This is a genomic window from Methylomonas rosea (genome assembly GCF_024505055.1).
GTDB classification, from domain to species: Bacteria; Pseudomonadota; Gammaproteobacteria; order Methylococcales; family Methylomonadaceae; genus Methylomonas; species Methylomonas rosea.
The window spans coordinates 16,400-31,222 of the sequence record NZ_JANIBL010000005.1; the positions used below are offsets into that span (position 1 = coordinate 16,400).

13 protein-coding genes are annotated in these 14,823 nt (G+C 52.8%); 11 read left to right on the plus strand and 2 right to left on the minus strand.

Annotated features, from left to right (window positions below):
- The first annotated feature begins 191 nt into the window (after window positions 1–191).
- The 3 genes from NP589_RS02610 to phoR all read left to right on the plus strand — a co-directional run bounded on the left by NP589_RS02610 (window position 192) and on the right by phoR (window position 4,169).
- Window positions 192–2,102: a cytochrome c peroxidase gene (locus NP589_RS02610; protein WP_256605558.1), complete on the plus strand. Its 1,911-nt coding sequence runs from the start codon at window positions 192–194 to the stop codon at window positions 2,100–2,102.
- Between the two features lie 93 nt (window positions 2,103–2,195).
- A complete protein-coding gene (phoB, locus tag NP589_RS02615) occupies window positions 2,196–2,888 on the plus strand; it encodes a phosphate regulon transcriptional regulator PhoB (RefSeq protein WP_064008439.1) in 693 nt (230 codons plus the stop codon).
- Window positions 2,889–2,894: 6 nt separating this feature from the next.
- The gene (gene phoR, locus NP589_RS02620) at window positions 2,895–4,169 is read left to right on the plus strand and encodes a phosphate regulon sensor histidine kinase PhoR (protein ID WP_256605559.1); all 1,275 of its coding nucleotides are present in this window, start codon (window positions 2,895–2,897) and stop codon (window positions 4,167–4,169) included.
- Window positions 4,170–4,187: 18 nt separating this feature from the next.
- Here phoR and NP589_RS02625 read toward each other — a convergent pair whose 3' ends face one another.
- Complete coding sequence (locus NP589_RS02625) at window positions 4,188–6,329, minus strand: sensor domain-containing diguanylate cyclase (protein ID WP_256605560.1); 2,142 nt, start codon at window positions 6,327–6,329, stop codon at window positions 4,188–4,190.
- Window positions 6,330–6,493: 164 nt separating this feature from the next.
- On the opposite strand from NP589_RS02625, the gene NP589_RS02630 reads away from it, so the two are divergent.
- The 8 genes from NP589_RS02630 to NP589_RS02665 all read left to right on the plus strand — a co-directional run bounded on the left by NP589_RS02630 (window position 6,494) and on the right by NP589_RS02665 (window position 14,010).
- Entirely contained in the window at window positions 6,494–7,900 is a 1,407-nt protein-coding gene (locus NP589_RS02630; protein ID WP_256605561.1) for a cytochrome ubiquinol oxidase subunit I, read from the plus strand.
- Complete coding sequence (gene cydB / locus NP589_RS02635) at window positions 7,890–8,981, plus strand: cytochrome d ubiquinol oxidase subunit II (protein ID WP_256605562.1); 1,092 nt, start codon at window positions 7,890–7,892, stop codon at window positions 8,979–8,981. Before NP589_RS02630 ends, cydB begins: the two co-directional genes overlap by 11 nt.
- 112 nt (window positions 8,982–9,093) lie before the next feature.
- A complete protein-coding gene (locus tag NP589_RS02640) occupies window positions 9,094–9,672 on the plus strand; it encodes a DUF502 domain-containing protein (RefSeq protein WP_256605563.1) in 579 nt (192 codons plus the stop codon).
- Between the two features lie 85 nt (window positions 9,673–9,757).
- Window positions 9,758–10,249, plus strand: a complete 492-nt coding sequence (locus NP589_RS02645; protein ID WP_256605564.1) for a CinA family protein — start codon at window positions 9,758–9,760, stop codon at window positions 10,247–10,249.
- 193 nt (window positions 10,250–10,442) lie between these two features.
- Window positions 10,443–11,228, plus strand: coding sequence for a M48 family metallopeptidase (locus tag NP589_RS02650; protein WP_256605565.1), 786 nt, complete (start codon window positions 10,443–10,445; stop codon window positions 11,226–11,228).
- On the plus strand, window positions 11,228–12,427 hold the full coding sequence (gene dapC, locus NP589_RS02655; protein ID WP_256605566.1) for a succinyldiaminopimelate transaminase: 1,200 nt from the start codon (window positions 11,228–11,230) through the stop codon (window positions 12,425–12,427). Before NP589_RS02650 ends, dapC begins: the two co-directional genes overlap by 1 nt.
- 122 nt (window positions 12,428–12,549) lie before the next feature.
- Window positions 12,550–13,368 (plus strand): 2,3,4,5-tetrahydropyridine-2,6-dicarboxylate N-succinyltransferase, encoded by an 819-nt coding sequence (dapD, locus tag NP589_RS02660; RefSeq protein ID WP_256605567.1) that lies wholly within the window; start codon window positions 12,550–12,552, stop codon window positions 13,366–13,368.
- Window positions 13,369–13,473: 105 nt separating this feature from the next.
- A complete protein-coding gene (locus NP589_RS02665; protein WP_256605568.1) occupies window positions 13,474–14,010 on the plus strand; it encodes a hypothetical protein in 537 nt (178 codons plus the stop codon).
- A gap of 54 nt (window positions 14,011–14,064) precedes the next feature.
- Here NP589_RS02665 and NP589_RS02670 read toward each other — a convergent pair whose 3' ends face one another.
- The gene (locus tag NP589_RS02670) at window positions 14,065–14,781 is read right to left on the minus strand and encodes an aldose epimerase family protein (protein ID WP_256605569.1); all 717 of its coding nucleotides are present in this window, start codon (window positions 14,779–14,781) and stop codon (window positions 14,065–14,067) included.
- Between the last annotated feature and the right edge of the window lie 42 nt (window positions 14,782–14,823).

Genomic DNA, 14,823 nt, shown 5'->3' on the forward strand with positions numbered 1-14,823 from the left:
GTGTCTTTTCTTTTGGATACTTTTCTTTGGACAAGCAAAGAAAAGTATCGCGGTCGTCGGTCCGCGAACCGACATTAAATCAAGCCGTCGCAGCAGCGACACCTAATTCTAAATCTCCTCACCCCTGCCCTCTCCAGCAGGAGAGGGGGCAAGCCATCGAATTCGATGCGTGATCTGTTCAGAGTAAGCACATGAAACTCCTACTACTATTCGGCATACTATTAATTACCACTCACGCAAATGCCCAAGAGAATAAACCCTTAGCCCCCGGATACACAGAATTACCCTTTAAACCCGCAAAACCCGGCTCCTACACCCTACCCATCATCACCCAAGCCGCCAACGGCGAAGTAATAACCAGCAACAACCAGCCCAAACAACTTCACATTTTGATGGGCGACAAAATCGTCATACTCAGTTTCATCTACGCCGCCTGTAGCGACGTCAACGGCTGTCCGCTGGCTACCCAGGTGCTGCATAAAATCAGCCGGCAATTGCAAAAGCAGCCGGAATTGGCAGACAAACTCAGGTTATTAACGCTCAGCTTCAACCCCGCGCAAGACACGCCGGAAATGATGCGCCATTACGGCGAAGGCTTTAAAACCGGCAACTTCGACTGGCAGTTTCTGACCACCCGCGACGAAGCCGCTTTGCAGCCCATCCTCGATGGTTACCAGCAAAACGTACAAAAAGTCTACGACGACAAAGGCCAGTTCACCGGTACGTTTTCGCATTTGCTGCGGGTGTATTTGATCGATAAAGACAAGAACGTCCGCAATATTTATAGCGTGGATTTCCTGCATGCCGACACCTTGATCAACGATGTGCTTAACTTGCTGGCCGACGCCAAGCCGCAGGCCAAAGTACAAGCAGCCAACCCCGAAATGTTATTTCAACCCGGCGACAATAAACAAAATTACCAGCAAGCCGATTACCAAACCCGCTCCTTGGCGCTGGCGCAGCGGCGCGGCCAACCGGCTAATTTGCTGGCCTTGGCGCAAAAGCCTCCGCTGGGTTTGCCGAAGTTGCCGGTGCCCAAAGACAACCCGCTGACCCAAGCCAAAATCGCGTTGGGCCGCAAGTTGTTTTACGACCGGCGCTTGTCGCTGAACAACACGTTTTCCTGCGCGATTTGCCATATCCCGGAACAAGGTTTCAGCAATAACGAAATGACCACGGCGGTCGGGATCGAAGGGCGCAGTGTGCGCCGTAACAGCCCGTCCTTGTACAACGTCGGTTATGCGCAGTTGCTGTTTCACGACGGTCGAGAGAACAGCCTGGAACAACAAGCCTGGGGGCCGCTGCTGGCGCATAATGAAATGGCAAATCCGTCGATTGCTTATGTGGTGGACAAGCTAAAAGCCAGCGTCGATTATCGCGGACTGTTCGAAAAAGCCTTTAACAAAGGGCCGACGATGGAAACCATAGGCCAGGCCTTGGCCAGTTATCAACGGACTCTGAATGCCGCCGATTCGCCGTTCGACCGTTGGTATTTCGGCAGACAAAAAGGCGCGCTGAGTGAGCCCGCCCAACGCGGCTTTGCCTTATTTACCGGCAAAGCGGCTTGCAGCACTTGTCATAGCATCGGCGAAAAAACTGCTTTATTTACCGATCAAAAACGCCACAACACCGGCATTGGTTATACCGAGTCCATGCAAAGGTCTCCGGAAAAGCACAGAGTGCAAGTCGCGCCGGGCGTGTTCGTGGATGTGAATAGCGACAATTTGAAAGGTCTAAATACTGAGAAAGCCAACGACCTGGGCTATTACGAAATCAGTCAAAATCCCGCCGACCGCTGGGCCTACAAAACCCCGTCGCTGCGTAATGTCGCGCTCAGCGCGCCCTATATGCATAACGGCTCGTTGCCGACCTTGGCAGACGTAGTGAAGTTTTACAATCAGGGCGGCGCGGCCAATGAAAATTTATCGCCCTTGCTCAAACCGCTGGCTTTGTCTGACCGGGAAATCGCCGACCTGGTAGTGTTTTTGGAAGCGTTGAGCGGCGGTAACGTAAGCGCCTTGATTTCCGACGCCTTTGCCGCGCCGGTCGGCGATAGTGGAGCGATGGCGCGGCCCACGCCGGACCCTGGCAAGGGTAGGTAGTAACTGGGATTGGCCGGTTTTTTTTGTCACAAAACGGTAATATAGCGCTGCTAAATTAGCGCTATCCTTGGACCCTTTAGACTAAACATGCTTATGTCGAACTTGAAAATCCTGGTCGTGGAAGACGAAGAAGCTATCAGGGAGATGCTGGTCATGGTGTTGGAGCAAGCCAACCTGACTGTGATCGCCGTTGGTAGCGCCGAGCAGGCAAGGGAGAGTCTGGCCGATAACATGGTGGATCTAATTATCCTGGACTGGATGCTGCCGGGCATTAGCGGTGTTGAGCTGGCTCGACGCCTGAAAAACGAGCCGGGTTATAAGGAATTGCCTATCATTTTGCTCACCGCGCGCGGCGAGGAAGAAGACAAGATTCGCGGTTTGGAAATTGGTGCCGACGATTATGTAACCAAGCCTTTTTCGCCCAAGGAACTCATCGCCCGGATCAAGGCCGTGATGCGCCGTAGCGGTAAATTGTCGGAGTCCGGCCTGCTCAGCGTAGGCGACTTAACCCTGGACGCCGAGCAACACAAGCTGACTATTGCCGGCCGCAGTCTGGAAGTCAGTCCTACCGAGTTTAGATTGATGCAGTTTTTTATGACCAATCCCGATAAGGTTTACAGCCGCACCCATTTGCTGGATCAGGTCTGGGGCCGTAGCGTGTATATCGAGGAACGTACTGTGGATGTGCATATTCGCCGCTTGCGCAAAATCCTGGCCGAATACGGTCGCGAGGAACTGATCCAGACCGTACGCGGATTCGGTTACCGCTTTTCGATGGCGCACTGATTATTCATGCAGCGTTGGCAGCGGGAAATAAATATCGCTATTGCTTTACTGATACCGGCTTTACTGCTGAGTTTTTTTGTTGGGCACTTCAGTCATTTTTTGTTGGCGATTACGCTATTTCTGTATATCAGGCAGACCATCAGCGTAAATAAGCTGGAACGTTGGCTCAGTCAGGGCGGGATCGGCGAACGCCCCGATTTTAAAGGCATCTGGGGCGACATTTACTATCACCTGTATAAAATCCGTAAAAGTCAGAAACGCCGCAAGAAAAAGCTCGGCAAGATGTTGGAAAGCTTTCGCAAGTCCACCAGTGCCTTACCCGATGCGATTGTAGTGTTGGGCGCGTATGGCGAGATTGAGTGGAGCAATAAGGTTGCCCACGATTTTCTGGGGCTGAAACGGTCCGATAATGGTCAACGGATTCCTAATCTGGTGCGGCATCCGCTATTTATTCAGTATCTAAAAGATCAGGATTACCAAAACAAAATCTGCATTCCGTCGCCGATAAACGAAAACATGATTTTGCAAATCGGTATCTTCCCCTACGGGGCCGGATTGCGCCTGTTGATGGCTCAGGATGTGACCCATTTGAAGAATATCGAACGGATGCGTACCGACTTTGTGGCCAATGTCTCGCACGAATTGCGCACGCCGATCACCGTATTACGCGGCTATCTGGAAACCCTGCAAGAACTGGATGACGGTTCCAGCCGCTATACCCGCTCGTTTCAAAACATGGCCGCGCAAACCGAACGCATGCAGGCATTGATAGACGATTTGCTGCTGCTGGCGCGTCTGGAAAGCAAAACCAAAAAATTCGAATGCGTCAATATTCCGGAGTTACTCGGGCAGGTTTGCCAGGAAAGCGATCTGCTGGAACGAGACGAGCGCCGGGTCGAGCTGGTTTTGGATAGCCGTGCCAATGTGCGTGGTGATATGGAAGAATTGCGCAGCGCCTTCAGCAATCTGTTGGTCAATGCGATGAAATACTCACAGCCCAGCTCGCCGGTTAAAGTGAGTTGGCGGGGTAAGCCCGACGGTAGCGTTTATTTTGAAGTGGAAGACTTTGGGGACGGGATCGCCAGCGTGGATATTCCCAGGATTACCGAGCGCTTTTACCGCGCGGAAGTTAAACGCAATCAAAAAGTCCCCGGCACCGGCTTGGGTTTGGCCATTGTCAAGCATGTGTTGGTCAGGCACGATGCTAAATTGGATATTGAAAGCCAATTGGGTAAAGGCAGTAAATTCCGTTGCGTGTTTCCGCGGCAGCGGGTGTGTTGAGGTGCGGCGGGATCGTTGCTAAAGCGCGGTCGGCGGATTAGCGAATTGGAACGTTTGCGAGGCGGATTTTTTGGCGGCATCCATGGCCGCTTGTTTCAGCGCTTCGGTATTGTCGGCATCATAAGGGCAGATGGCGATACCGATACGGCAATTGAGTTGGGCTGTGTCGTGTTCCAGCGCAAATGGTTCGGCGAGTTTTTCGATAATTAATTTAGCGATGCGCTCCACGCTGTCGATTTTTTCCAGCTCGGTGAGGATAATCGCAAATTCCGCACCATCCATTCGCGCTACCAGATCGGTTTCCCGGACATTTGCCAGCACCCGTTGCGCGGCTTCCTGCAAAATGCTGTCGCCTTGCGCATAACCGAAGCGCTCGTTAATCTCTTTGAAGTGCTCGATGTCCACCACCAGCAAGGCCAAAAACCAGCCGCCGCGCTGCGCTTTCTTAATGTCTTGCTCCAGTCTGTCGTAAAACAGGCGGCGGTTGCCAATACCGGTGAGCGGATCTAAATTAACCTGTTTCCACAGTTGTTCTTCACCGAGCTTGCGCTGGGTAATGTCGAAAAACAGGCCGATGCGCTTTAGCGGTATACCGTTGCTGTCGAAAATGGTGTTGATGTTGAGCTGCTCGACATAGAGTTCGCCGTTTTTACGTCTATTCCAGATTTCGCCCTGCCACTTCCCTTTGGTATTGATGATTTGCCACATGGCTTGGAAAAAACTATCGTCATGCCGGCCAGAACCCAGAATCCGGGCGTTCTTGCCGATTATGTCTTCGGCGGAATAACCGGTAATGCGGCTGAATGCCGGGTTAATCGAGACGATAGTGGCATCAGCTTCGGTGATCATCATCGCTTCGCTGCAATTTTGGTAAAACAACATGCCTAGTTGCCGATCTTCTTCGGCTAATTTGTATGCCGTGATGTCTTGCAGAATACCCGTCATGCGCGGGCCATTGCCGAGTTGGTGACAACCGGAGCCGCGAATCCAGCGGATTTCGCCGTCGATGCGGCGAATGCGGCATTCGAAATCCCAATTGCTGTGCGTGGTTAGGGCATGCTGGAAACCGGCATTAACCATGTCGCGATGCTCCGGTGCCACATGGCCGAGAAAAGTATGATATGTCCAGTGCGGTAGCAGATGGCTGTAGCCGAAGATTTGATCGTGTATGTCGGTGCGTTGCACCGAATAATCTTGTAAGTCCAGGTCCCAGGCGCCGGTATCGATGGTTTCCAATGCAAAACTCAAGCGGGCTTCGCTTTGTTTTAGAGCCTGGTTGATTTGTTGCTGATGGAATAAAGTCAGGGCCAGCGGTATGCCCACGCTAGCCAGGATGAACAGATAAAACCAGATATTTAACAGGCCGCTTTGCAGGTGTGCGGTGGCGAACGCGCCCAACTGATGCAGCAAACCCCACAGCGATTGAATGGCGGTCATAGTCACCAAAAGCAACACGCCGTGCCGGCCGAATCTGACCGCCGCCCAAACCACAAACAGGAAGGCCCAATAGGTTTGGCCGTAAACGCTCAGCAGGTTGGGAAACCAGCTTAAAAACACTGCTTGGCCGCTCAGAAAACTTGTTGCAATAAATGCCAGCGTTTCCAAAGCCCGTTTGGGGGCGAACCAGTCTTTCGGCCAGTTTCGCCAGATCAGAATTAAAGGCGTGACCAAGGCGATTCCCAATACATCGGCCATCCACCAGTGCAGCATACTGGGCAGCAGGGCGTCAGCAGGCAGATACTTGCTTAAAAACAAAGTCATGGGGCCGATCAGGGCGCTGAAGCAGGCGGCGATGATGCCTGTCAATGTCAGCCAGGCAAAATCCCGAGGATGCCGCAGCGATAAAGAAAAGCCTGGGTTGCCGAGCAGCAGCCAAGCGCCAAGCCAGGATTCCAGGATATTACCGGTAGCGATGCTGGCGGAGATTAGCCAGGAGTCGCCGACCAGCATGCCGGCAAGAAAAGCGCCGATGAACACGCCCGGCCAATAGCGCTTGCCGCCCAATAGAAAGGTGGCCATCCCCAGACCGGCTGGAAACCAAACCAGCGTGACATTGCCGTTGTCGGAAAAAAAAGCCAATACCAGTTTGGCTAACATGGCGTAGAGCAGGGCTATACCGACTATTTTTAGTCCAACGATGTTGCGCGGAGTAAAGCCCATGAGGTTTTGGAATGTGTGCTTGTAAGGTGAAAAGTGTATATCAGTAGTCTGCATTCTCCAGTTTTTCCCGCCGGTTTTAATGCGAAGCGGTCGAGAAAATCGCAGACAAGCAAGCGGATAACTCTATAATTGCCCGCATTTTTGAGCTAGACCGAGGAGAGGGGATGATTTCCGAAACGGTTGTTGTGTTATCGCGGGCGCAGTTTGCGCTGCATGCGGTGCAATATTTTCTATTCGTACCGTTGACGCTGGGTTTGTCGTTATTGTTGGCGGGCTTGGAATCCTGGTTTGTCATCAGCGGGCAGGAGGTTTACCAGCGGCTGACGCAATTTTGGGGCAAGTTGTTTGCCATCGGTTTTGGCTTAAGCATGGCCTCTTCGCTGGCGATGGCCTGTCAATTCGGGGCCAACTGGTCGTATTTTTCGCATTATGTAGGCGATGTGTTCGCCATGCCTTTATTACTGGGTTTTGCCGGTTTGTTCATAGTCGCCAATGCGCTGGGCTGGTTTTTATTGGGTTGGCAGCGCTTGGGCAAAGGCGCGCATCTGGGCGTAACTTGGCTAATCGCTATAGGCTGTCACTTGAGTTTGTTCGGTTTTCTGCTGGCCAGCGGCTGGATGCAAAATCCAGTGGGTGCGGAATTAAATCCCCAAACGCTACGCCTGGAGTTGCTTGATTCGTCGCTGGTGCTGAGCAATCCGCTGGCCTGGGCGAAATTTGTACATAGCTTGCTGGCCAGTTATGTGGTGGCCGCCGGTTTTGTGTTGGCTATCAGCGCTTACTATTTAATTAAGCAGCGCGAAACCGAGTTGGCGCAGTGTTCTTACCGCATCGCGGCCGCTTTTGGTTTGCTGACGGTGATTGTTATCATGGCGATAGGCGATACCAGTGTTTATGGCGCCGGTGCCATGCAGCATAACAAGCTGGCGGCAATTAACGGTCTACCCAGTGACGCGGCACTGGAACAAAATCGCCAGCGCATCGGCAATGGCGTAAAAGCGTATTCCCTGCTGCAAGAATTGCGCGATGACAAAAAGGAGCCGGAATTACTGGCGGCGTTTGCCGCCGCCAAAGTTGATTTGGGCTATGCCTTATTGCTGAAACGTTGGCGGGAGAGTGTGACCGACGCCAGCCCGGCGCAGATAGAACAAGCCGTGCGCGCCAGTTTGCCGGCTACCGCGCCCTTGTATTGGGGATATAGATTGATGATTGCGGCTGGCGCATTGCTGGCGCTGCTGTTTTTAGCGGCGAATGCCGTCAATATCCTCGGTTGGCGGCATGCCTGGTTATTTAAGGCCAGTTTTTATGCCTTACCGTTGCCGTGGTTGGCGAGCGCCAGCGGCTGGTTTATCTCGGAATTCGGCCGGCAACCTTGGCTGGTTGCCGATATGCTGCCCATCTGGCAAGGTGTGTCCACGTTGACTGTTGCCGATCTAGCAGTCAGTCTGGTGGCTTACGGTTTGGCGTATACCGGGCTGCTGGCTTTGGCTGTGATGTTAACTTTAAAATTTATCGAGCAGGGCAGCGCCGACGCGTTGCCGATTAACCAGGAGCCAAGTTATGTTGCTTGATTATGAAATGCTGCGCTTGGTCAGTTGGGGCGTGTTGGGCTTGTTTGTGATTGGTTTTGTGCTGAGCAGCGGTATCGAAATCGGCGTGAGCATGCTGTTACCCTTTTTAAATGCGTCCGAACCACAGCGCGCCGCGCTGGTCGCCAGGTTGGCGCCAACCAGCGCCGGCAATCAGATATGGCTTTTGGCGACTGTCGGTGTATTGTTTGCCGGCTGGCCAACGGTGTATGCGGCGACGTTTGCCAGTTTTCAGCCTTTGCTGTTGTTGACGGTGTTATCGCTGTTCGTGCGGCCTTTGGGTTGGTATTTCAGAGCTAGCGTGACTCGCGAGGAATGGCTGAAAAAATGGGATAAAGCCCTGTTTATTAGTGGCTTGCTGCCGGCGGCGCTGTTGGGGGTGATGGCCGGTAATCTATTGAAAGGTGTGCCGTTTCATTTGGCCAGCGATATGCACATTGCTTTTCTGGGCAGTTTTTCCGGGCTGTTCAGTCCGTTTGCGTCGCTGGTCGGCGCTACCTGCGTAGCGTTATTGACAGTGCATGGCGCGATTTATCTGCAAACGCATACCCAAGACGCGCTTTATCAGCGCAGCAAAGCGTTGGCAATGTCCGGCGGTCTGGCGTTTTTGGTGTTGTTTGCGCTGGCGGGCGGCTGGATTACCCATCTGGAAGGCTATCACGTCAGTACCGAGATTATGCCGAACGGCGTTTCCAACCCCTTGACCAAATTTGTGAAGCGCGGCGACGGTTTGTGGCTGGACAATTACGAACACGAACCGGCCTTATGGGCCTTGCCTGTTTTGGCCTTTGTCTGCGGGATAGCCGCGTTGGTGTTGTCGCGTCTGGATAAGACATATTGGGCACTGCTGGCCAGTGCGGTGACGGTGGTGATGGTGATTTTGACCATGGGTGTGTCCATGTTTCCGTTTTTGGCGCCCTCCAATATATCTTTGAATAGTTCGCTGACTATATGGGATGCCAGCGCCAGCCTAACTACCTTAAATGCGCTGCTGTGTTTGACCGGCGTACTGCTGCCGCTTATGGCGATTGCCACGCGCGGCCTGTATAAAATGTTACCTTGAGTCCGGACGTGGCCATTTCGCAAGCACTACATGCATCGAGACTTCCTTAACCGGCATAACTCTGCTAAAACCTAGTTTCCTAACAACTATAACTAATAAAGGTAGGCGCATCATGAAGAAAATTCTTAATCACACCCTGATCGGCGTTCTGGCGTTTATCCCGATTATGGTGATTGTACAAATCGTCTTGTTCGTAAAAGACCGGCTAACCGATTTGTTTCAGTTCGTTTACGGCTACTCCGACAATTATCTGGTGACATTTCTGCTGTTCGGCGCCAGTTTTGCGACCATTACCTATGTGGGACATAGGGTCAGCATGGGCCGGTTTTCCATCATCGCGATGTTCGAACACCTGATCGAGCGGATTCCGCTGTTAAGCACGATTTACCGCGTGACTAAAAAACTGGTGAATATGATTGCCGGGCATCAGTTGCAAGAACCGCGAGAAGTGGTTTACATCGAATATCCGAAAGAAGGCATTTGGGTGCCCGCCTATGTCACTAACAAAACCGAAGACCGTTATGTGTTGTTTGTACCTACGTCGCCCAACCCCACCTCGGGTTTTGCGGTGATTGTCCACGAATCGAAAGTGATCAAGTCGGACATGAGCATCGAACAAGTGACCAGCTTTATCATCAGCGTAGGCGCCGATTTCGAGAAAGTCTCGGAAATCTCCCGGCTACCCAAGTAAGTTTGTCCGGTTGTTGCAGCGATGACTTATCCGCTGCAACAAAACCTCTTCTCGGCTTGATGCCGTATCAGCTAATCGGACTGCCATGCACGATCCAAGCTATTTACTCGCAGAAGCGCTCGGCAATCGTCTAAACACACTGAATCTATGTCTGGCCTTAGCGGAGTCCTGCACCGGCGGCGGCATAGCCAAGGCGATCACCGATGTGCCGGGCAGTTCCGGCTGGTTCGATCGCGGTTTCGTCACCTACAGCAACGATGCCAAGATCGACATGCTGGGCGTCAAACCGGAGACTTTGGCGAGAGTAGGGGCGGTTAGCGAAGAGACTGCTTTGGAAATGGTCGCGGGCACGTTGACGCATAGCCTTGCCGATTTGGCTCTGGCTGTCACCGGCATTGCCGGGCCGGACGGCGGCACGCCTGTAAAGCCGGTCGGAACGGTATTTATCGCCTGGCAAAAACGCGGTGTTAGCGGGGCTTGCTTGAAGAAACAATTCAGCGGCGACCGGCAGTCGATACGGCAACAGGCGACGCTGTTTTGTTTACAGCAAATTTTACAATTGCTGGAAAACACTTAACTTCGGCGGTTTGTGTTCCTACCGAATTAGCTGACAAATAATAATCAAACTATTTCCATCGGCTGTTTCGCCATTAGCCTGAGTGCAATCGCGTCCGTATGTTTGAGCCGGGCTGGATCCGCCAAAAAGCTTTTAACCCCGGCCGACAAGTTACGCTAAAATGCCGCTTCTTTTCCTTGCGGATGTTGTCGCCATGTTGAAAAAACTCTTTCTTTCCACGGCTGTTTCCTTGTTGTTAAACGCCTGCGCCACCAGTCCCACCGGCCGTTCGCAGTTTATCTATATGCCGGACAATCAGGTCGATCAGATGGGCTTGCAAGCCTTCAGCAGTATGAAGAGCAAAAACCCGATCAGCGGCAATCAGCGCTACAGCCAGTTCGCTCAATGCGTGGCGTACGCTATTACCCAGCAAACCGGCGGGCAATGGGAAGTGGTGGTGTTTGAAGACGAATCCTTGAACGCCTTTGCTTTGCCCGGCAACAAAATCGGCGTGCATACCGGTCTGATCAATCTGGTGGATAATCAGGACCAACTGGCGGCGGTAATCGGTCATGAAATCGGCCACGTCTTATCCAGACACAGCAACGAGCGTTTGTCGCAGGAAACGGCGGTCAGCACCGGCTTGGCCATGGTGCAAGCGGTGACGCAACCGCAAACTGCGTTGGGGCAAACCGCATTGGGTCTATTGGGTGTCGGCGCCCAGTACGGCGTAATCCTGCCGTACAGCCGGATTCACGAAACAGAAGCCGATACCATCGGTTTGGATTTAATGGCCAAAGCCGGTTTCGATCCGCGCCAGAGCGTGAATCTTTGGTTGAAAATGGACAAAGCCGCGCAAGGCGGCCAGCCTATCGAGTTTATGTCTACGCATCCGTCGCATGCCAGCCGCATCGATAATTTGAATCAAAATATGAGTAGAGCCGTCCAGCTACAGCAACAGGCCTGGGGGGGCGGCAGACAACCGCGTTGCAGCAAATAATGAACCCGCATTTATCCCAGTTACATCCGTACCCGTTTGAAAAGCTTGCCACGCTGAAACAAGGCATTACGCCGCCGGCTGGCAAGTCGCACATTGCCTTGTCGATTGGCGAACCCAAGCACGCTACTCCGCATTTTATTCAGGAAGCCTTGCTGCGGCATTTGCATGGCTTGACCCAATATCCCACTACCAAGGGCTTACTGGAACTCCGGCAGACCATCGCCGATTGGACGTGCCGCCGCTTTGGCATTCCGGCTGGCGGTGTGGATGCCGAGACCCAGGTCTTGCCGGTGAACGGCACCCGCGAAGCCTTGTTTTCGCTGGCGCAGGCCGTAATCGATCCTGCCGACAAGCCGGTGGTGATCATGCCCAACCCGTTTTATCAGATCTACGAAGGCGCGGCCTTGCTGGCCGGTGCCGAGCCGTATTATTTGAACACGACCGAAGAAAATGCTTATCTGCCGGATTTCGACAGCGTACCGGAAGCGATCTGGAAACGCTGCCAGTTGATTTTCATCTGTTCGCCGGGCAACCCGACCGGCACGGTGTTGACACAAGCCGATCATCTGAAGTTATTAGCTTTGGCCGAAAAGTACGATTTTGTCATCGCTTCCGACGAGTGTTACACCGAGCTTTACGACGACGAAGCCAATCCGCCGCAAGGGCTGTTGCAAAGCGCTTATCAGGCAGGCAACACCGATTTCAAACGCTGCGTGATTTTCCAAAGTTTGTCCAAGCGCTCCAACGCGCCTGGCCTGCGCTCCGGTTTTGTGGCCGGCGACGCCGAGGTGTTGAAGCAGTATTTCAAATACCGCACCTACCACGGCTGCCCGATGTCGGTGCCTACCCAGCATGCCAGCATCGCCGCCTGGAATGACGAGGAACACGTTAGGCACAACCGTCAGTTGTACCGCGACAAGTTCAATGCGTTTATCGAGATTTTGCAGGATGTTTGCGACATCAGCCGCCCGCCGGCCAGCTTTTATATCTGGCTGAAGACGTCAATCTCGGATACCGAATTTGCGCGCGAGTTGTTTGCCCAGCAAAACATTACGGTGTTGCCGGGGAGTTATTTGTCCCGCGAAAGTGGCGGTATCAACCCCGGCGCCAACCATGTGCGTATCGCGTTGGTTGCGCCGATTGAAGAGTGTGTCGAGGCTGCGCAACGGATAAAAACGTTCATCAATAGTCTTTCGTAGGCTGGGTAGAGCAAAGCGACTTGAAAAGCACGATAGTGAAACCCAGCGTGAAAAGCTTCAAGCTGGGTTTGCGCTATCGCTCCTACCCAGCCTACATTATTTCAACTTAACCCCGAGAAACCATGTCAAACCTGGAAACCATCATCAACGACGCCTTTGAAAATCGCGCCGAAATCAGCCCATCCACCGTCTCAACCGAAGTTCGCAACGCGGTTGCCGAAGTCTTGAATATGCTCGACAAGGGCGAAGCTCGCGTCGCCGAGAAAAAAGACGGCGACTGGGTCACTAATCAATGGCTGAAAAAAGCCGTATTGCTGTCGTTTCGCATCAACGAAAACAAAGTCATCGAAAGCGGCGACGTACGTTATTACGACAAAGTGCCGACCAAATTCGGCCAATACAGCGAAGCCGATTTCGCCCAAGCCGGCGTGCGGGTGGTGCCGAATGCGGTGGCCCGTTACGGTTCCTACATCGCCCCCGGCGCGATCCTGATGCCGTCTTACGTCAACATCGGCGCTTACGTTGATAGCGGCACCATGGTGGACACCTGGGTTACCGTGGGTTCTTGCGCGCAAATCGGTAAAAACGTGCATTTGTCCGGCGGCGTTGGCATTGGTGGCGTACTGGAGCCGCTGCAAGCCAACCCGACCATCATCGGCGACAACTGCTTCATCGGCGCTCGTTCCGAAATCGTCGAAGGCGTGATCGTCGAAGACAACTGCGTGGTCTCGATGGGCGTCTACATCGGCCAAAGCACCAAGATTTTCAACCGCATGACCGGCGAAGTCAGTTATGGTCGTATTCCTGCCGGTTCGGTGGTGGTCTCCGGCAACCTGCCGAGCAAAGACGGTAGCCACAGTTTGTATTGCGCGGTGATCATCAAGCAAGTAGATGAAAAAACTCGGAGCAAAACCGGGATTAATGAGTTGTTGCGGGATTGATATAAGGCCAGAACGTTAGGCTGGGTGGGACGGAAGTGACACCCAGTTTTTAGGCCCTTCAATGCGGGTCTTCATTGCATTCAACCTAACCCAAGGTTCTCGGCTATGACAAAGGTTAAAATTCCTGCTCTTTTATTGGTATCTATTTTGGCTGCCGGGGTGAGTGTCGCCGACGATTGTCCTATTGAGCGAGCTCGCTACCAACTGATGGCAGATCCGGAATATACCGCTGGATTTGAGTTAAAACCAACGGTGGTCTCGCCTGACGGCGAGTTGGTGTTTTTTGTCGCTTCAGCCAAAAGTGCCTTTACGTATCGGTTTCGGCTGAACTTTGGCAATGGTTTTACGACGCTGTCAATGACGCCGCTAGCGGCTATGCAATCAGCTAACTCTTCCGTAGGTCTTAACGATCTGCCGGTTTCACAGGCCCAGGCGTTTCAGCCGCTGTTTTTAATCAAGCAGGATCTGACCTTTCTTGAATCCGAGTTAGCGGTGGCCGGATTGGCGGCGCCTATGTATGTCTTTCCATCAGCCTTGGCGCCAGAACTTTGGTATCACAGCGAGGCGTATGGAAATCCGCACAATATACGGGAGTCGATGACTCGCAGTTTTTTTAAGTTTGTGGCATGTAGCCGCGCATGAAAAGCCAAGTAGGTCGGCAAGTCTGTCGGTTTATTTCTGCCTACAAATTGGCGGCTAATCCGCAAATCCCACTCTCTCCGCCCGAATCGTAAACACCATCACTAACTCCTCATCCTGTTGCAATGTTAGCGGTGTTGGCAGACCGTCCGGGCCGGGTTGTTTGCCGATGATCGGCTCGATGCAGACATACTCGGCTTTTTTGTCGCTCCAAATACCAAACGCCAAGGATAGACCTTCCGACAATGGCGAGATATTGCAAGCCATGCTGACCGTATACTCTGATGTACTTAACTTGACCGGTGCCGTTGGCGATTTTGCGTGGTGTACTCTTAAGCTATCGTGCGGGAGTGCGGTGACTTCGATATGCGTTTCCGCAATATCGATAAAACTGTTAGGCGAAATCGAAAAATAAGGATGAAAGCCGGGGCGAACCAGGGCGGTTTCCGACACGGCACGAATGCGGGTGCTGACGGTCAGGATTTTACTGTTGGCTTCCGTAAGTTCCTGCCAGTCGGTAATCACCTCGACAGCGCCCCAATTCACATCAGCCGGCGCTGTGAGGTTTTTTTGGTGCGGCAGATCGCTGTCACAAGGTGTTACGCGATATTCGCCGTGTTTAATTGCGAAAGGCGGGGAGAGTTCTTCAAAATTGGGGATGCACAGATACACGCCGCCCCGCGAGCCGCCGTCGGGTTTGTCGTGCAAGGGATGGATAATATGAATGTCGTCTAACTGCCAATTGATTAAGGTACCTGTGTCGGTGAATTTCATTTTGAAAAATGTATCCTGTACTTTAGTGGTTTTACGTTATGA